The organism is Microbacterium sp. CFBP 8794, from assembly GCF_014841235.1.
Classification (GTDB): domain Bacteria; phylum Actinomycetota; class Actinomycetes; order Actinomycetales; family Microbacteriaceae; genus Microbacterium.
In genome coordinates this window covers 129695-147782 of record NZ_JACYTT010000006.1, presented here as the reverse complement: position 1 = coordinate 147782, position 18088 = coordinate 129695, and the positions used below count along the sequence as shown (strand labels likewise).

The following is an 18088-nucleotide window of genomic DNA, read 5'->3' as shown; positions in this document are numbered from 1 at the left end:
TCGCACGCCGGCCCCGAACGACGACGGCCGGTTGAGACGACGACGCCCCCTCAGCCGGAGCTGCGGGGGCGTCGATCGAGGAGAGGTCAGCCCTGCGCGCGACGGTTGGTGCGCGGCGAGCGGGAGCCGACGACCATGCCGGTCGTGGGGGCGCCGGATGCCGAGCGGCCCGCGCCCTGCGGACGTGCGGCGCCGGCACCGGCGCGCTGTGCGCCGCCTGCGCCCTGGCCACGGCCCGCACCGGAACGCTGACCGCCACGACCGCCCTGGGGAGCGCGTGCGCCCGATGCGGCGTCGGCCGCCGGGGCGCCGGCGCTGCGACGACGACCGCCGCCGGCACCCTGGGCGCCACCGCGGCCCGACGACTGCTGGCCCTCGCCGCGAGCGGCGCGCTTGCGCTGGGCGTTGGCGCCCTGCGAGCGTCCGCCACCCTGCTGCTGCGGGGCGACGACGGGCTCGGGCTTGACCCACTCGGCGACCTCGCCGACGAGCGCGACGACCTCGGGCGAGGTGGAGGTCACGACCGTGGGCGTGGCCGAGATCTTGGCCTTGCGCAGGATGTCGAGGGTGTCGCGACGCTGCTCGGGGAGCATGATCGTCACGACGTCACCGGCGGAACCGGCGCGGGCGGTGCGGCCCGAGCGGTGCAGGTACGCCTTGTGCTCGACGGGCGGGTCGACGTGCACGACCAGCTCGACGCCGTCGACGTGCACGCCACGGGCGGCGACGTCGGTGGCGACGAGCACCCGGGCGCGGCCGTCGCCGAAGGCGGCGAGGTTGCGGTCGCGTGCCGGCTGCGACAGGTTGCCGTGCAGGTCGACCGAGGGGATGCCTGCCGCGGTCAGCGCCTTCGCGAGCTTCTTGGCCTGGTGCTTGGTGCGCATGAACAGGATGCGGCGGGCGGTACCCGAGGCGAGGGTCTGCACGAGGCGGTTCTTCGCCTCGGTGTCGGCCGGCGCGAAGACGTGGTGGGTCATCGCGGCGACGTGCGAGTGGGCCTCGTCGACGGAGTGCAGCACCTCGTTGCGCAGGAATCGCTTGACGAGCTTGTCGACCCCGTTGTCGAGCGTGGCCGAGAACAGCAGGCGCTGGCCGTCGGCGGGCGTGCGCGAGAGCAGACGGGTCACGCCGGGCAGGAAGCCGAGGTCGGCCATGTGGTCGGCCTCGTCGAGCACGGTGATCTCGATGTCGCCCAGGTTGGCGAAGCCCTGACCGATGAGGTCCTCGAGGCGGCCGGGGCAGGCGACGAGGATGTCGACGCCGGCGGCGAGAGCGTCGACCTGGCGCTTCTGGTTCACGCCGCCGTAGACGGTGGTCGTGGTCAGGTCGAAGGCGGCGGCGAGGGGCTTGATGACCTCGTCGATCTGGTTCGCGAGCTCGCGGGTGGGCGCCAGCACGAGAGCGCGGGGGCGACGGCCGCGACGGCGGTCGCTCGTGGCCGCGAGGCGGGCGACGAGGGGCAGCGCGAAGGCGAGGGTCTTGCCCGAGCCGGTCTTGCCGCGGCCGAGCACGTCGCGCCCGGCGAGCGTGTCGGGCAGAGTGTCGGCCTGGATCGGGAAGGGCTCGTTCTTGCCCTGGGCGGCGAGAACGTCGATGAGGGGGGCGGGCACGCCGAGGTCGGCGAAAGTCTGAGACGTCATGAATACTCCTGCCGGCGCGCGGGCACGCACGGCGGTTCGGGATGCCGCGATGCTGCGGCTGCAATGGGCGAAGGCGCCGGGTGGCGCATCCGTTCGCCGTGAAGGTCAAAGGCCCGAGAGAGGGGCCGGTGCGTTCGACGACGCTGGGAGCGGAACGCTCCAATCGAAAAGTCTACCGCCTCCAGTGGCGACACGCGGAATCGGCGACTCCGGTCGGCCTCAGTGCGACGCGCGCCAGCAGCCGGCGACGTGGTCGTCGACCATGCCGGAGGACTGCATGAGGGCGTACATCGTGGTCGGGCCGACGAAGCGGAATCCGCGGCGCCGCAGCTCTTTGCTCATCGCGGTGGATTCCGGCGTGACGGCCGGCACCTCGGCGAAGGTCGCGGGCGGCGTGTGCCCGGTGGGGGCGAACGACCACATCAGCGCGTCGAACTCGCCCTCGGCCAGGGCGGCCACGAGGGCCGCGTTGCCGATCACCGCCTCGATCTTGCCCCGGTGGCGGATGATCCCGGCATCCTGCAGCAGACGCGCGACGTCGTCGGGACCGAACGCGGCGACGACCTCGGGGGCGAAGTCGTGGAAGACCTCGCGGAAGCGCGGGCGTTTGCGGAGGATCGTGATCCAGGCGAGCCCCGCCTGGAAGCCCTCGAGACTGAGCTTCTCGAAGAGCGGGCGATCGCCGCGCAGCGTGGAGCCCCACTCCTCGTCGTGGTACCGCTGATACTCCGCGTCGGAGCCCGCCCACGCGCATCGGACGACGCCGTCGGCGCCGGTCACCAGGTCGGTCATACGCCCAGGCTAGAGGGGGCCGCCGACACGGCGGGGCGCCGGCCCGACAAGGCGGTCACGAGAGCAGGCGACACAGCCGCGAACAGGCCGATCCGGGGGAGATCGGCCTGTTCGCGCGGAGCTTGTTCTCGCCGCGGAACGCCGCTACTTCGCGGGCTTCTTCTCGGGAACGGGGGCGTTGCCCGACGCCCGCTGCGCGGCGTAGTACGACGCCGCCTCGTTCTGCCGATCGTCTTCGACACCCGACGCGATCGAGGCGCGGATGTGCTCGGGACCGTAGCCGAAGGCGTCGACCAGGTCTTGCGCGTGCGGACGCAGACGCGCGCACAGGCGGTCGATGTAGCTCGACACCGCGGCACCGCGCTGCGTCGAGAGGCGCCCGTTGATGAGGTACCAGGCGAGGTGCTTCTCGATGAGCTGCAGTCCGAACAGGTCGCGCAACCAGGTGAGCACCCGCAGGGTGCCGTCATCGTCGATCCGGTTGATCGCGTCGGTGAAGGCCTCCCACTGCAGGAGCTCGCCGTGCGCACGCGCCGCCTCGATGAGCTGGGACTGGTTCTCGTTGAAGAGGGCGGCGGCGTCTTCACGCGACAATTTGGATGCCGGGCGCAGGCGCCCCGCGATGTCGGCCACCATCTGCTGCACGCGGCCCGCCAGCAGGTCGTGCTGCTGCTCGGCGCGGAGCCCCTTCTCGACCGAGCGGGCGGTGGACCCGAAATCGCTGACGGCCTGCCCGAGCTGACGCATCCCGGCACCGTGGAAGAGCTTGCCGGCGGTCTGGCCCACGGCGAAGGCGGCGAGCTGCTTGGCATCCTTGCCCTTGAACGACCGGGCGTAATCGGCGAGCAGACGCTTGCCGACGAGCTGCAGCAGCACGTTGTTGTCGCCCTCGAAGGTGACGTAGATGTCGAGATCGGCGCGCAGGCCCACGAGACGGTTCTCGAACAGGAAGCCCTGGCCACCGCAGGCCTCGCGGGACTCCTGCAGGGTGTCGAGCGCGTGCCAGGTCGACAGCGGTTTGAGGGCTGCGGCGAGGGTCTCGAGGTCTTCGCGGTCGGCGTCGGTGTCGAGCGCGCCGCTGAAGACGCCGTCGAACTTCTGCAGGAACTCGTCGTGGGCGAAGATCTCGGCGTACGTCGTCGCCAGGCGCGGCAGCAGACGCCGCTGGTGCTTGCCGTAGTCGAGCAGGGTCACCTCGGGGGTGCCGCTGCCCGAGTCGAACTGGCGGCGCTGGTTGCCGTAGGTGATGGCGATGGTGAGGCCGATGGCCGAGGCCCACGCGGCGGCCCCATCGAGCGAGACGCGGCCCTGCACGAGCGTGCCGAGCATCGTGAAGAAGCGGCGGCCGGGGCTGGCGATGTCGCTCGAGTAGGTGCCGTCGGCGGCGACGTCGCCGTAGCGGTTGAGCAGGTTCGTGCGCGGGACGCGGACGTGGTCGAAGTGCAGACGGCCGTTGTCGATGCCGTTCAGGCCGCCCTTGAGGCCGTCGTCCTCGCCGCCGATGCCGGGCAGGAAGGCGCCCGACTCGTCACGCAGCGGCACGTAGAAGCAGTGCACGCCGTGGTTGACGCCGTTCGTGATGAGCTGCGCGAACACCGTCGCGGCCTTGCCGTGCAGGGCGGCGTTTCCGAGGTAGTCCTTCCACGCACCGCGGAAGGGCGTGTGGATGACGAACTCCTCGGTGTCGGCGTCGTAGGTCGCCGTCGTGCCGATCGCGGCGACGTCGGAGCCGTGGCCGGTCTCGGTCATGGCGAAGGCGCCGGGGATCTCGAGGCTCATGATGCCGGGGAGCCACTTATCGTGGTGCTCGGCGGTGCCGAGCTGCAGCACGGCCGAGCCGAACAGGCCCCACTGCACACCCGACTTGATCTGCAGGCTGGGGTCGGCCGCCACCAGCTCTTCGAAGCCGGCGATGTTGGCCCCGTTGTTCTCTTCTCCGCCGAAGCGCTTCGGGAAGGCCCGGTGCACCGCCTTGTTCTGCACCAGGAGGTGCAGCTGGCTGAGCGTGCGCTCACGGTGGGCGTCCATGCCCAGCGAATCGTCGCGCCACAGCGCGGGATCCTTGAGCATCTCGCGCGCCTGGCGGCGGGTGTCGGCCCACGTGCCGAGCAGCAGGTCGGTGACCCGCTCGGTGTCGATGCGCGCTTCGGCGGCCTCGGCGGCGGTGTGCGGGGCGGCGGGGGCTCCCCCGACGGGGGTACGCGTGCTCGTGGCGGGCGTGGTGGGACGGACGGCGGCGTCGGTCATTCTCGGCACCTTTCGACGTTGCAAAGGAATACCCCCACGGTAGGTGTCCCACAACGCCCCGGCAATCGACCTGTGGGATGTACACAACTCGTCCGGCGGACGTCGGGCCCGGAGGTTGTGGGGGGTCACCATTTCCGAGGATGCGCTGACCGCGCGACGGAGACGTCGGCAGCACCCGCCGCGTGCTCACCCCGCTTGACCGCGGGCGTCGACCGCTGGAGCCGGGCCGACGCCGCCGCGGAAACGGCGCCCTGTCGTCCCGTCAGTTCGCCGCGACCACCGTGAGGATGCCGTCGCCGTACGCCTCGCGCTTCTTGGCGCCGATGCCGGTGATGCCGTCGAGGTCGCCGGTCGAGGCGGGTCGCGCCGCCGCGATCGCGCGCAGAGTGGCGTCACCGAAGACGATGTACGCCGGAACCCCCTGCTCGCGGGCCTTCTCGGCGCGCCAGGCGCGCAGGGCCTCGAACAGGTCGCGATCGGCGGGCGCGACGTCGTCGGCGCTCGATTTGCGCTGCCGGGTCGAACCGCCGCCGCCGCCCGTGCGCCCGAGAGCATCGCGGCGGAGGGGAACGGGCGACTCGCCCCGAAGCACCCCGGCCGACGCCTCGCTGAGCGCGAGCGTGCCGTAATCGCCCTGCGCGGCGATGATCCCGCGGGCGAGGAGCTGACGGATGACGCTGCGCCAGTCCTGATCGGACAGGTCGGCGCCGAGCCCGTAGGTGCTCAGTCGGTCGTGCCCCTGCTGGGCGATGCGCTCGGTCTTGGCTCCGCGCAGGATGTCGATGAGATGGCCCGCACCGAACGCCTGGCCCCGCTCGCGCTGAAGACGCACGATGGTCGACAGCAGCTTCTGCGCCGCGACCAAGCCGTCCCAGGTGTCGGGCGGGGTGAGGCAGGTGTCGCAGTTGCCACAGGGGTCGGACTTCTGCCCGAAGTACTCGAGGAGGTTCTGCCGACGGCATCCGACCGTCTCGCACAGCGCCAGCATGGCGTCGAGGTGCTGCCCCAGGCGCATCTTGTACGAGCGGTCGCCCGGCGACTGGTCGATCATGCGGCGCTGCTGCACGACGTCGCCCAGGCCGTAGGCCATCCAGACGACCGAGGGGTCGCCGTCGCGGCCGGCGCGGCCCGTCTCTTGGTAATAGCCCTCGACGGACTTCGGCAGGTCGATGTGCGCCACGAAGCGCACGTCGGGCTTGTCGATGCCCATTCCGAAGGCGATCGTGGCGACCATGATGACGCCGTCGTCGCGGAGGAAGCGCGACTGGTTCGCCGCCCGCACCGAGGCGTCGAGACCGGCGTGGTACGGCAGCGCGTCGAGCCCCTGCGTGCAGAGGTACGCCGCCATCTGCTCGACGCTCTTGCGGCTGAGCGCGTACACGATGCCCGCCGAGCCCTCGGGCTGCGCCTTGATGAACTGCACCAGCTGACGACGCGGGTCGACCTTGGCGTCGATGCGGTACTGGATGTTCGGGCGATCGAAGCTGGCGACGAAGCCGCGGGCGTCGCGCAGACGGAGACGTTCGACGATCTCTTGCGCGGTCGCCGTGGTCGCGGTGGCGGTGAGGGCCATGCGCGGCACACCGGGGAAGCGCTCGGCGAGGTCGCCCAGCGCGAGGTAGTCGGGGCGGAAGTCATGACCCCACTGCGACACGCAATGGGCCTCGTCGATCGCAATGACGCTCAGGCGTCCGCGCGACAGCAGCCCCAGCGTCTGCGCGCCGTTGAGGCGCTCGGGGGCGACGTAGAGCAGGTCGAGCTCGCCGGCGAGGAAGGCCTGTTCCACCGCCTGACGCTCGGCGGGGGCCTGCGTGGAGTTGAGGTACCCGGCACGCACGCCGTTGGCGATGAGCGCCTCGACCTGGTCGTGCATGAGGGCGATCAGCGGGCTGACGACCAGGCCCGTGCCCGGGCGCACGAGGGCGGGCACCTGGTACGTGACGCTCTTGCCGCCGCCGGTGGGCATGAGCACCACCGCGTCGCCGCCGTCGACGACGTGCTGCACGATGTCGGCCTGGTCGCCGCGGAACGCGTCGTAGCCGTAGACCTCGTGCAGTACCTCGCGCGGATCGCGTCCGGTGAAGTCGCGCACGGCCGGGAGCTCACGAGCGGTGCCCGTCGCGACCGCGGCGCGGGCGAACCGCGAGTTCGCGGCATCCGTCGGCGGCGGCGGGGCGTCGAGGTCGTCGGGCGGGGCGAACAGATCGGGGTCCCAGTCCGCTCCCGCGTAGGGGTCGTCGGGGGTGTCGTACGACTCGGGCGGCGCGTCGGCGTACGACTCGGGTGCGGCGCCGGGATATGTCACCCCTCCACGGTAACCCGCCCCACCGACACCGACACCGCCCCGACCTCCATCGGGGGAGGCCGGGGCGGTGGGGAGGAGGGGTGATCAGCTCGTCGGCGGCGAGAAGACCAGCTGCGAGGCGACGAGACCGTGCTCGCGGCTGACGATCTGCGCCCGACCCGGCGCTGCCCGCTCGGGCTTGACCCGACCGATCAAGGCGCCCTCTTCGGGGTTTCCCCCCAGCAGGATGCCGGTCACGCCGAGATCGGTGAAGCGCTGGATGATCGGGTCGTAGGCCGCTCGGCTCGCACCGCCCGACCGACGCGTCAGGATGACGTGCAGACCGAGATCGCCGGCCTGCGCCAGCAGCGGCTGCAACACCGCCAGGGGGTTGCCCTGGCTGGTGGCGACGAGGTCGTAGTCGTCGACCAGGATGAAGCCCTCGGCGCCCTTCCACCAGCTGCGTTCGCGCAGCTGCGTGGGGGTCACGTCGGGGCCGGGGATGCGCGTGGAGAAGTACTGCGCAAGGTCGTTCATTCCGCCCGTGGCCAGATCGTGCGAGGTGAGATAGGCCCCGAGGTAGTCGTCGGGGATCTCACCGAGCAGCGCGCGACGGTAGTCGACGACGAAGATCTTCGCCTCGGCGGGCGTGTATAGGCGCTGGATCTCTTTCGCCACGCCCCGCAGGAACGCCGACTTGCCCATTCCCGAGTCGCCGTAGACGAACAGGTGCGACTCGAGGCGCGGGTCGACGCCGAAGGGCGACAGCTGCGCCTCCTCGATGCCGAGCAGCAGGCGCGGGTCGTCGGGCGCGGCGAGCGCACGCACCTCGTCGAGCGAGATGGTCTCGGGGAGCAGTCGCATCTTCGGGCCGGGCTCGCCGTGCCAGGCGGCGGCGACCTTGCCGATCATGTCGGCCACACCGTCGGCGAGGGTGCCCGCGTCGCCGGAGCCGTCGATGCGCGGCACCGAGGTGAGCATCTGCAGCTTGGTCGCGCTGAGGCCACGGCCGGGCTGGCCCGCGGCCACGTTGGCCGCCTGCTTGCGGTCGACGTCGGAGTCGGTCGGGTCGCCCAGACGCAGCTCGACCCGCGTCTGGATGAGGTCTTTCAGTGCCGCGCGGATCTCGAGCCACCGGTTCGCGGTCACCACGACGTGCACGCCGAAGCTCAGGCCGCGCGCGGCGATCGTCTGGATGCGGGCTTCGAGGGGCTCGAACTCGGCCCGGAGCGTCGACCACCCGTCGACCACGAGGAAGACGTCGCCGAAGCCGTCGTCGAGCCGACCGTCGCGCCGTCGCGAGCGGTACGTCTCGATCGAATCGACGGCGTTGCGGCGGAAGTACTGCTCGCGCGCATCGAGCACGGCCTCGACCTCGGCCACCGCGCGACGCACGGCCTCGGGTTCGGTTCGCGTGGCGACACCGGCCACGTGCGGGTGCCGCTGCATCGCCGTGAAGCCGCCGCCGCCGAAATCGAGCACGAAGAACTGCAGCTCCTGCGGGGTGCCCGTCAGCGCCAGCGCCGAGACGAGGGTGCGCGCGAGCGTGGACTTGCCGCTCAGCGGCGAGCCGACGATCGCGACGTGACCGGCCGCACCGCCAAGCGAGACCGTGAGGTGGTCGCGGCGCTGCTCCAGCGGGATGTCGACGACACCGATCGGCACGGTGAGGGCTCCGGCGTCACGCCACCGGCGCGAGACGAGGCCCAGCACGGGGTCTTCCGCCAGGTCGGGCATGAGCTCGTCGAGGGGGGACGGTTCGGCCAGCGGCGGCAGCCACACCTGGTGGGCCTCGGGCCCGCGGTCCTTCATGCGGTCCACGGCGATCTGGAACGTCGACCGCTTCTCGGCGACGGGCGCCGAGATCGCCGCCGGCGCGGCATCCATCTCGATGTCGGTGTCGTCGTCGGGCTGGGCCATGGCCGTGAACACCTCGACCCGCGCGGGCCCCGACGAGACGGCGTCGAACTCGTCGACGGCGACGCCGGGGTTACCCCTCGGCCGCCCCGACACGTACGCCGCGCGGAACTGCACGAGGTTCTCGGTGTCGCTCTTGAGAAAGCCCACGCCCGGTTCCTGCGGCAGCGTGTACGCGTCGGGCGTGCCGATGATCGTGCGCGACTCGGCGGCCGAGAAGGTGCGCAGACCGATCCGGTACGACAGGTACGTGTCGAGCCCGCGCAGCTTGCCCTCTTCGAGGCGCTGGGATGCCAGGAGCAGGTGCACGTGGAGCGATCGGCCGACGCGCCCGATGTTGAGGAAGCTGTCGACGAACTCGGGTTTGGCCGACAGCAGCTCGGAGAACTCGTCGACGACGACCAGCAGGGCCGGGAGCGGAGCCAGGTCGGAGCGCCCGCCGCGGCGCGCCGCCTCGTACTCGCCGACGTTGGCGAAGTTGCCCGACGCGCGCAGCAGCTCCTGACGGCGCACGATCTCGCCCTGCAGGGCGTCCTGGAAGCGGTCCACCAGAGCGAGCTCGGCCCCCAGGTTGGTGATGACGGCCGAGACGTGGGGCATGTCGGCCATGCCCGCGAACGTCGCGCCGCCCTTGAAGTCGACGAGGACGAAGTTCAACTGCTCGGGCGAGTGGGTCATCGCGAGCGCGAGCACGAGGGTGCGCAGCACCTCGGACTTACCCGAACCGGTCGCCCCCACCATCACGCCGTGGGGCCCCATACCCTGCGAGGCGGACTCCTTCAGGTCGAGGATGAGCGGCGCCCCCGACGGCTCCTGACCGATCGGGACGCGCAAGCGGTCGCGCTCGAGGCGCGGGCTCCACGCCTGGTCGAAGTCGACCGCGCGCACGTCGGGAAGGCCGAGCAGTTCCGTCAGCTCGGCCTGACCCTGCGTCGTCGGCGCGTCGACTACCACCATGGGCGCGGGCCGCAGCGGCATGAGCCGGCGCGCGGTGGCCTCGGCCTCGGCGATGGTCATGGCATCCGGGTAGAAGGTCTGCGCGCGCCCCGCGCCGTCGATGAACTCCGCGGGCGCGACGACGGCCGCGGTCTCGCCGCGGCGGGGCCGCACGGGAGCCACGGTCTCGGCGAGCGCCACGCGCGCGATCGACGGATCGTCGAGCTCGTCCCACCGCGCGGGCAGGTCGATCACGGTGACGCCCTGCGCGCCCTCGAGCCCCGCGAACGAGGCGTGCGCCATCGTGTCGACACCGTCGACGACGAGCACGACGTGCGGGGTGACCCCGCCGCCGGGCGCGAACCGCGGACGACCGGCGAGCTGGGTCGGCAGCATGTCGACGAGCTCGTCGAGCGAGCCCGAGATCATGCGCGCGGGGCCGAGTCGGTCCTGCACCCGCGACGACATCGCGTGCGGCAGCCACTTCACCCAGTCCCAGGCGGCCGTCTGCGCGGGGCCGGCGAGCACCGCGACGATCACGTCTTCGGGATCGTGCAGCGTCGCCGCCGAGGCGACGAGCGAGCGCGCGAGGCTGCGCACGGCGTCTTCGTCGGCGCCCACGAGCTCGATGCGCGCGTAGTCGCCGAGGGGGAAGCCGAGGGGAAGGTCGCGCTGGATCTCGTGCGTCAGCATGAAGCGGTGGGCGGCCGAGGCGGCGACCGGATCGAGTTGCGCCAGGGGCGGCAGCTCGGGTGCCTCGAGGGCGAGGCTGAGCGGCTGGTCGGCGACGCCGATGCGCGCGAGGAGGAACGTCTCGTCGCCCGGCTGGCGTTCCCAGACGCGGGACCGCTCCTCGGCGATGTAGGGCAGGGCGGCGGGAGCGGGCATGATCCATCCGCCGTGGCGACGCTGCTTGCGCGCGGCGACCCGCACCGTCTCGCGGAGGTCGGACAGGTACGCGAGGTACTCGCGCCGATTGCCCAGCACCTCGGCGTTGCGCTGGGCGCGCTGACGCCAGCCGTTGACGGCGACGAAGCCCAGCGACGACAGCAGGAACATGCCTCCGATGAGGAAGCCCGTCGGCCCGCTGTTCGAGATGGTGACCATCACGATGGCGCCCACGCTGCCGAGCATCGGCAGGAGCGAGGTCAGGATGCCGCTGCCGCCCTCGTTCGGCACGAGCTCGGGCGGCGGCTGCAGCACGATCCGCCCGTTCGGCAGCGACGGCGGGGCGATGCGCGGACCCGTGCTCACGCGGGACCTCCGATCAGGCGGCTGAGGGTGAAGACGCGTTCGCCGAGGCGCACGCGGGTGCCGTCCTCGAGCAGGGTGCGCGCACCGGGAGGGAGGGGATGGACGGCGCCGTCGTCGTCGATGAGCTCGGAGCCGTTCGTCGATCCGGCGTCGATGACCCACGCCACCTCGCCGTCGTGTTCGAGGCGCAGGTGCGTCTTGGAGATGAGGCGGTCGGGGTCGTCGACCGCGATGAGTACGTCGCCGGCCTGATCGGCGACCGGTGCGCGCCCGAAGTTGACCGCGGCGGGGAGTGCGAACTGCGCGCGCTGGCCGGTGTCGAAGACGACCAGCAGCTCGGCGCCCGTCACACCGGTGCGCGGAGTCGGCGCGGCGTCGCCGTCACCGTCGGCGTCGACGGTCGCGGCCGGAGCCACGGGGGCCGGGCGTGCGCCCGCCGACGTGGGCGCCTCGATCGCGATGAGCGGGGAATCCCACTCGGGGGCGGACGGAAGCGCCGCCACGCCGGCGTCGACGCGGAGGGGTTCGCGCGGTGACGCCGGTCGCGCATGGACCGTGGGCTCCGACAGAGCGCGGGGGTCGTCGGCATCCGGGGCCTTCTCGCCCCGCGGGACGGCCAGAAGGACCGTTCCCGCCGCGCGATCCGCCCACGAGCGTCGCCGACCCGAGCGGTCGAAGGCGGCCGAGGCCACGACGACCCACGCCCCCGCCACGAGCACCAGCCCGCCGAGCACGACGAGCAGGCCGCGGACGAAGGCGCGCCCGGCGCCCGGGACGAGCGGCGCCTCGATCCGCGAGGTGCGCACACCGAACAGCAGCGCACCGGGGGTCGACCCCCGACGCGCCTGCAGGATCCACAGGCCCAACAATGCCTCGGCCGCGACCGCGGCACCGAGGACGGGAGAGCCGAGAAGCGATGCCACGCCCGCGGCGATGACCACGAGGGCGGCGTCGACGCTGAAGGCGCCCACGCGCACCCCCACCGTCGCGGGCGCGCCGAACGGCGGCGTCTGCGTCATGTCGCCATCATCGCACGCGCGATCTCGATCGCTCCGGCGGCGAGCATGCCCGCCGGGAGCGACAGAGCCGTCGCGAGCGCCTCGAAGACGTCGCCCGTGCGCGACCAGCCGAGGGAGCGGAAGCCGCGGCCGATGGGCACCGTCAGCAGCGCGCATCCGAGACCCACCGCGAGGCAGATGCCGGCGATCACCACGAGCAGGCCCGACGAGATCGCGGGGAGCAGCGCCACCAGCACCGCGGCCAGGACGACGGCGGCTCCCGCTCGCTCGACCCAGCGGAGGAACGGCACGGTGCTCTTGCGCGAGCCGAGCAGCAACGCCAGCACGACCGTCGTCGCCAGGGCGATCCGCCCGCCCAGGATCACCGGATCGTCGGAGGGGAACGACGGCAGCGCGGTGAACGCGCTGGCCGCCCCCGCCAGGATCAGCAGCAGCACCCCGATGGTGAGTCGCGCCGTGGAGCGCTCGACCAGGGCGTCGGCATCGGCCGCCTCGATCGTGCGCACCTCGTCGGGCAGGCTCTGCCGCACCGTCCACCGCGTGGTCTGGAACCGGGCGTAGTCGACGAACGTGCCGGGCGCGACGTCGACGAGGCTCGCCTGCAGCACGCGCTGCGCGACGGGGACGAGACCGAGCGTGACGGCCGCGGGCGCGGTGGGGTCGAGATGCAGAAGAAGAGAGAGGCCCCAGACGCCCGCGAGCACGCCCACCACGATCGCGGCCGTCCGACCCTGCGCGCGCAGGGTCTCGGGAGCGCCGAGCACGCCGATGACGCCGGCGAGGATCGCCCCGCCGAGCAGCCCGGTGAACACGGCCACCGACGCCGACGACGCCGGCACGTCGGGGACGACGGCCACCCCTCCCCCGAACGCGAGCGAGATCAGGGCGACCACGGGAACGAGGGTCGACGTGGTCGAGCGGGCCGACAGTGAGAACGCGGTGGCCGAGGCCAGCGCGGCGATCAGCGCGACGACCGCGACCGGCACGCGGACCGACGCCGGAAGGGCGTCGCCGCCGAGGAGACGCAGAAGGGCCAGGATGCCGCCCCCCGCCGCCAGCACCGACCACACGGCCGGTGCCCGACGGGCGAGAACGGGCCGCTTCGCGTCGGCGGTCGCGGCGGCGAACGAGGCCGCGGGATCGACGAGGACCAGGACGGAGCCGTCGTCGAGGGAGCGCATGGTCGTGGACCGATCGATCTCGCGGCCGGCGATGCCCACCACCCGCACGCCGTCGCCCGTGACGGCCGCGGCGCGCAGGACGTCGTCGACGCTGGCGTGCAGCGGAACCACGAGATCGAACCGCGTGGCGCCGTCGACCAGCGCGACACGTCGCCCGTGCACCACCTCAGCGCTCAACGGTCCCCCTCGTTCTCGCCGCCCGTCCGCCTCGGAAGGCGCGGGAACCGCACCAGCGTAGCCGCCCGGCACCGGCCGCGTGGTCCTCGACGGCCGGGGTGTGAAGATGAGAATTTTGTCATTTTTGGGTTTGCGCAAGAGGCTTGCCGTGACCCCCTCCTTTACGTACATTCAGTGGGTCGGTGGGGGGCTCCGGTTGTTCCATCGATCCCGCGTCCGGGTCCGATTCCCGTGCGTGAAGACATGATCCGCAACGCCCGGGCGCGCCCGGAGGAACAACGAGGAGACAGACGTGGCAGATCTCATCGCAGCCCAGGAGGGTGCGCTTCGTCGCGGAGCCGAAGCGGCCAACACCGCGAAGTCGGGCATCGACGAGCAGGTTCGCAAGGTTCGTACCGAGCTCGACCAGGTGGCCGGCTTCTGGACCGGCGCCGCCGCCGGTTCCTACACGCAGCTCATGCAGCGGTGGAACGAAGAGACCACCAAGCTCAACAACGTACTCGTCACGCTCGAAGACGCTCTGCGCGGCACCGAGCGCGACCAGGCGGCCTCGGAAGAGTCGCACCAGCAGACCATCGGCAACCTGGGCTCGCTGCTCGGCTGACCCGCTCGACACGAAAGAAGGAACTCCCATGCAGTCCATGTCCGTTCGTCCCGAGCAGGTCATCGCCCTCTCCGGTCAGATCCGCAACGGTGCCTCCGGCATCCGCACCCGTCTCGACGACCTCGAGTCGCAGGTCGGCGCGCTGCGCGCCTCCTGGGACGGTGAAGCGCAGACCGCTTACGACCAGGCCCAGGCTCAGTGGACGCAGTCCATCACGCGCCTGAACGAACTGCTCCAGCAGATCGCCGCCAAGACCGACGAGATGGCCCAGGGTTACACCTCGACCGACAAGTCCGCCGCCGGCCGCTTCGTCTGAGTCGCATCGAGCCGGCGGTCGCGACTCGCGACCGCCGGTTCTTTCGGCCCTGACGGGCTTTCTTCTGCGGCGCTGCGCCGCCGTCGGAGTCGCCCGCACCGCCCCGGCCCGGCGTCGCGGGCGCGGAGACTCCGCGCATCACCCTCTTCTGACCTCGAGAAACGAGTGATCCCATGTCTGACATCGGCTACGAAGGCGACCTTCCCCTTCACAACTCGAGCACGCTGACGACATCGACCGATCAGCTGCCGTCCGCCGCCGTCATCGCGATGGTCGAAGGCAACTCGACCGAGGTCCCCGCGGCCGCATTCACGTCGCACCTCGAGCAGCGCGCCCAGATGCTGGGTATGCGCATCGAAGAGGTACGCCAGTACGTCCAGCAGAACGCCGAGGCGCTCGCTCAGGCCGTCACCACGCTCCGCGATCGCGACGAGATGAACGCCAGCGACGCCACCAACGCCCTCTCGCTGATCGACGCGGCGGCGACGCCCCCGTCGGCGGGCAGCCGATCGCCGTTCTCGAGTCGGAACATCCCTCTGTGATGAGCGCGCCCCGTTCCGCGGGCCGCGCCGTCGGCGCCGTTCTCGTCGCCACCATCGTCTCCTTCGGCGCCGCCTCCCCCGCCCTCGCGGAGGGCGAGAGCGACAACCCGCAAGAGAACCTCGCATTCTGGTACTCCACCTACGGCGTCGACGCGGCGCACGCGGCCGGCCTCACCGGCGCGGGCGTCAAGGTCGGAGTCATCGAGAAGCAGATCAATCCCGACCTCCCGGTGTTCGAGGGACGCAACCTCCGCATCTCGGACTTCCCGATCTGCTCCAACGCCCCCGAGGTGAAGACGGCGGATGCCAACTCGGCAGCGCGTCACGGAACCACGATGACCGCACTGCTCATCGGCAACGGAACCGGGTCGGGCAACATCAACGGTGTGGCCCCCGACGCCGACGTCACCGTCTACGGATACGGGCCCGAGAGCGACGAGCGGTGCGACGTCAACTCCGACGAGGACATCAGCGAATTCGGATTGGCGGTCAAGACCGCCGTCGACGACGGCAACGAGATCGTCTACACGGCCGTCGGCCAGCCCTGGGACGAGCGGGACGCCCCGGTGATCGCCTACGCCATCGCGAAGGGTGTCGCCGTCGTCAGCGCCTCGGCGAACCCCAGCCAACTCGGCGACTCCGAGACCTCGGTCGGTGCGCTCAACGGCGTCGTGACCACCACGGCCATCGATCGCGAAGGCCACATCCAGAAGAGCTCGGACGGCTCGGACTACGTCATCACCCACACCACCGTGGTCGCCGGAGGGTTCCGGATCCCCGGGGTGGGGCGCGAGGGCGACTGGTCGGCCACCGGATCGGGGACGGGGTCGTCGAACACCGCTCCCCTGGTCGCGGGAATGCTCGCGTTGGCCGCCCAGAAGACGCCCCAGGCGACGGGGAACCAGCTGGTGCAGGCCCTCATCGCCACCACGAACGACGAGGTGCACACGCCGGCCCGCACCGATGACGGCTACGGCTACGGCGCCGCTTGGCTGTCGTCGCTTCTCTCCGTCGATCCGCTGCAGTACCCCGATGAGACCCCGCTGATGGACAAGCCCGCGGGAATGCCGACCGCGGAACAGATCGCCACCGCCAAGACGCAGGGCTACGTCGCCCCCGCTGCGCGGTCCCGCAGCTTCGACGCCTACGGCGACGAGCCCAGCGGCTTCGACATCGGGGCGCTCGTCCCCTGGATCATCGGCGCGGTCGTCGGGTTCGTGGTCCTCGCGATCGTCATCACCATCGTCATCATCACCATCAGCCGACGCCGTAAGGCAGAGGGAGGAAAGTCGTCATGACCGGAGACTGGGAACTGCGCCTGCAGCGCCTCGCCGAGGGTGGCGTTCCATGGGACGTTCCGACGCGCACCGAGTTGGTGAGCGGCCTCACGGCGCTCAAGAACGTCCTCGATCGCGTCGCCAGCGACCCGGGCCTGGTGGGACGAGCGGGAACGTCGGCGCAAGCGGCTTTCAGCTCCACCGCGTCCGAGGTCTCGAAGCAGATCGGCTACGTCGAAGACGAGATCCCCCGATACCTCGCTGATGCCAACGACATCCGTTCGCGCGCGCGGGACTCGCTGGCCTCGCTGCCCGCCGGGGAGATGACTCCCGGGCAGGAGATCGCGGTCCGCGGGGCCGCCATGGGCTCCACCTTCATGCTCGGTCCCGTGTCGTTCCTCGCGGGCGAAGGTGCCACCAACGTCATCAACGGCTACCTGGCGGATCGACGCGAAGACGACGCGAGGACGAAGTTTCAAGCGCACTCCGACGAGCTCGACCAGATCTCGATGACCAACCCGCCGCCGTTCAACCCGACGGCCACGCCCGACGACGATCCGTCGCCCGCACCGACGCCCGGCTCGCAACCCGGACCGGGACGCGTCGGCGGTCGGAGCATCGAGCAGTACCCGAATTGGGACGTGTCGCCGCTCGGCCCCGGCGGCGGCGGTAGCAGCGGGGGAAACGGCGGCATCGACATTCCGCCCCCCTCGACGGGTGAGACCCCCGGCGACTACGAGACGCTGCCCGGCACTCCCTCGGGCCCGAGCGAGTACGGTCCTTTCCCGAACGGCCACCCCGACCTGCCGACCGGCCGACCGCCGATCGACCTCGAGAACATCCCGCCCGACCCGACTCCCGACGGCCCGATCTCGGGCTCGCCCACTCTTCCCGGCGGCATCCCGAGCCTGCCCGGCGGAGGAGGCGGCGGCGGCGGACTGATCGGCACCCCCGGTGGTCCGGGCGCGGGCCTCGGCTCGGGCCTGTCGGCCGGACTCGTCGCCGGCGGCGGCGGCGCCCTCGCGCTCGGTCGCGTCGGCGCCCCGACGGGGGGCGCCGGTGGCGGCCTCTTCGGCGGCGGCGGGGCCGTGGCGGGTGGCGGCGGCGCCGGCGGGCGCGCAGGCGGACTTCTGGGCAAGACCCCCGGCGGGGGGGCCGGCGCCCGCGGTGTCGGTGGGCTCGGCGGTGTCGGCGGCGGCGCGGCGGGTTCGTCGACGGCACGCGGCGCGGGCATGCGCGGTGCAGGCATGGGCGGTGCAGGCATGGGCGGCGCGGCCGGCGGCGGTACGGCCGGCGGCGGCACAGCCGCCGGTGGAGGACGCCGCGGTGCCGGTGGAGCGGCGACCGCCGCGGGCGGAGCACGCGGCGCGGGCGCCGCGTCCGGCGCGACGCGCGGCGCAGCGGGCGGCAACCGGGGCGTCGGTGGGATGGGCGGACCGGGTTCGCGGTCCGACCGAAAGGACGAGGCGGCACGCGGCCTCGGTGGCCCCATCGCTCCCCGCATGGAAGACGACGAAGAGATCGGTCCCCGTTCCGAGAACGCCCAGGCGGGCGGTCGCGACGGGTCCGACAGGAGTGAGGACAATGTCTGATCGCATCTCCGCGGGCGAGGGCGCCCTCGCCCGAGGCGCCGAAGTGGTGGAGGGCACGCACGCCGACATCGCCGACAGCGCCCGCCGGGTCCTCGCCGAGCTCGACGAGCTGCGCGCCAACTGGACGGGCGACGCCGCCACGGCGTACGGGGTGCTGGTGAACGAGTGGACGGCCGGGGCGAACCGTCTCAACGACGTGCTGGTCACCCTCAGCGCCGCCCTGACCGCGACGGCGCGCGACCAGGAAGCCGTCGAAGAAGCGCACAGCACGACGATCCACGGGCTCGGCTCACTGCTGGGAGGCGAATGA

Annotated in this window: 13 protein-coding genes; 6 read left to right on the top strand and 7 right to left on the bottom strand. The window is 72.0% G+C overall.

Going from position 1 to position 18088, the window contains the following annotated elements; translation table 11 throughout:
- Positions 1-86: 86 nt before the first annotated feature.
- The 7 genes from IFU19_RS15835 to IFU19_RS15805 form a co-directional block, all read right to left on the bottom strand.
- Positions 87-1640: a DEAD/DEAH box helicase gene (locus IFU19_RS15835; RefSeq protein WP_055935685.1), complete on the bottom strand. Its 1554-nt coding sequence runs from the start codon at positions 1638-1640 to the stop codon at positions 87-89.
- Positions 1641-1859: 219 nt separating this feature from the next.
- Complete coding sequence (locus IFU19_RS15830) at positions 1860-2432, bottom strand: DNA-3-methyladenine glycosylase I (protein ID WP_192212152.1); 573 nt, start codon at positions 2430-2432, stop codon at positions 1860-1862.
- 144 nt (positions 2433-2576) lie between these two features.
- A complete protein-coding gene (locus IFU19_RS15825) occupies positions 2577-4679 on the bottom strand; it encodes an acyl-CoA dehydrogenase family protein (RefSeq protein WP_192212151.1) in 2103 nt (700 codons plus the stop codon).
- Between the two features lie 262 nt (positions 4680-4941).
- Positions 4942-6984 carry a DNA helicase RecQ gene (gene recQ / locus IFU19_RS15820; RefSeq protein ID WP_441004779.1) on the bottom strand — a complete coding sequence of 681 codons (2043 nt, stop codon included), beginning with the start codon at positions 6982-6984 and terminating at the stop codon, positions 4942-4944.
- An 84-nt stretch (positions 6985-7068) separates the two neighbouring features.
- Positions 7069-11070, bottom strand: coding sequence for a type VII secretion protein EccCa (gene eccCa, locus IFU19_RS15815; protein WP_055935642.1), 4002 nt, complete (start codon positions 11068-11070; stop codon positions 7069-7071).
- Positions 11067-12089, bottom strand: coding sequence for an RDD family protein (locus IFU19_RS15810; protein WP_055935640.1), 1023 nt, complete (start codon positions 12087-12089; stop codon positions 11067-11069). The genes eccCa and IFU19_RS15810 overlap by 4 nt, the downstream gene beginning before the upstream one ends.
- Positions 12086-13447: a hypothetical protein gene (locus tag IFU19_RS15805; protein ID WP_156784845.1), complete on the bottom strand. Its 1362-nt coding sequence runs from the start codon at positions 13445-13447 to the stop codon at positions 12086-12088. The genes IFU19_RS15810 and IFU19_RS15805 overlap by 4 nt, the downstream gene beginning before the upstream one ends.
- 292 nt (positions 13448-13739) lie before the next feature.
- On the opposite strand from IFU19_RS15805, the gene IFU19_RS15800 reads away from it, so the two are divergent.
- The 6 genes from IFU19_RS15800 (at position 13740) to IFU19_RS15775 (ending at position 18088) form a co-directional block, all read left to right on the top strand.
- Complete coding sequence (locus tag IFU19_RS15800) at positions 13740-14051, top strand: WXG100 family type VII secretion target (RefSeq protein ID WP_192212150.1); 312 nt, start codon at positions 13740-13742, stop codon at positions 14049-14051.
- A 28-nt stretch (positions 14052-14079) separates the two neighbouring features.
- Entirely contained in the window at positions 14080-14367 is a 288-nt protein-coding gene (locus IFU19_RS15795; RefSeq protein WP_070408677.1) for a WXG100 family type VII secretion target, read from the top strand.
- Positions 14368-14540: 173 nt separating this feature from the next.
- On the top strand, positions 14541-14909 hold the full coding sequence (locus tag IFU19_RS15790) for a hypothetical protein (protein ID WP_055831853.1): 369 nt from the start codon (positions 14541-14543) through the stop codon (positions 14907-14909).
- A complete protein-coding gene (locus tag IFU19_RS15785) occupies positions 14909-16207 on the top strand; it encodes a S8 family serine peptidase (RefSeq protein ID WP_070408678.1) in 1299 nt (432 codons plus the stop codon). The genes IFU19_RS15790 and IFU19_RS15785 overlap by 1 nt, the downstream gene beginning before the upstream one ends.
- The gene (locus tag IFU19_RS15780) at positions 16204-17778 is read left to right on the top strand and encodes a hypothetical protein (RefSeq protein WP_192040417.1); all 1575 of its coding nucleotides are present in this window, start codon (positions 16204-16206) and stop codon (positions 17776-17778) included. Before IFU19_RS15785 ends, IFU19_RS15780 begins: the two co-directional genes overlap by 4 nt.
- Positions 17771-18088 carry a WXG100 family type VII secretion target gene (locus IFU19_RS15775; protein WP_191916147.1) on the top strand — a complete coding sequence of 106 codons (318 nt, stop codon included), beginning with the start codon at positions 17771-17773 and terminating at the stop codon, positions 18086-18088. Before IFU19_RS15780 ends, IFU19_RS15775 begins: the two co-directional genes overlap by 8 nt.

Bases quoted from the DNA above. Each gene is read 5' to 3' on its own strand.
- IFU19_RS15825 (WP_192212151.1), bottom strand. From the start codon at position 4,679: ATGACCGACGCCGCCGTCCGTCCCACCACGCCCGCCACGAGCACGCGT.
- IFU19_RS15785 (WP_070408678.1), top strand. From the start codon at position 14,909: ATGAGCGCGCCCCGTTCCGCGGGCCGCGCCGTCGGCGCCGTTCTCGTC.
- IFU19_RS15795 (WP_070408677.1), top strand. From the start codon at position 14,080: ATGCAGTCCATGTCCGTTCGTCCCGAGCAGGTCATCGCCCTCTCCGGT.
- IFU19_RS15830 (WP_192212152.1), bottom strand. From the start codon at position 2,432: ATGACCGACCTGGTGACCGGCGCCGACGGCGTCGTCCGATGCGCGTGG.
- IFU19_RS15780 (WP_192040417.1), top strand. From the start codon at position 16,204: ATGACCGGAGACTGGGAACTGCGCCTGCAGCGCCTCGCCGAGGGTGGC.
- IFU19_RS15810 (WP_055935640.1), bottom strand. From the start codon at position 12,089: ATGACGCAGACGCCGCCGTTCGGCGCGCCCGCGACGGTGGGGGTGCGC.
- IFU19_RS15790 (WP_055831853.1), top strand. From the start codon at position 14,541: ATGTCTGACATCGGCTACGAAGGCGACCTTCCCCTTCACAACTCGAGC.
- IFU19_RS15775 (WP_191916147.1), top strand. From the start codon at position 17,771: ATGTCTGATCGCATCTCCGCGGGCGAGGGCGCCCTCGCCCGAGGCGCC.
- IFU19_RS15835 (WP_055935685.1), bottom strand. From the start codon at position 1,640: ATGACGTCTCAGACTTTCGCCGACCTCGGCGTGCCCGCCCCCCTCATC.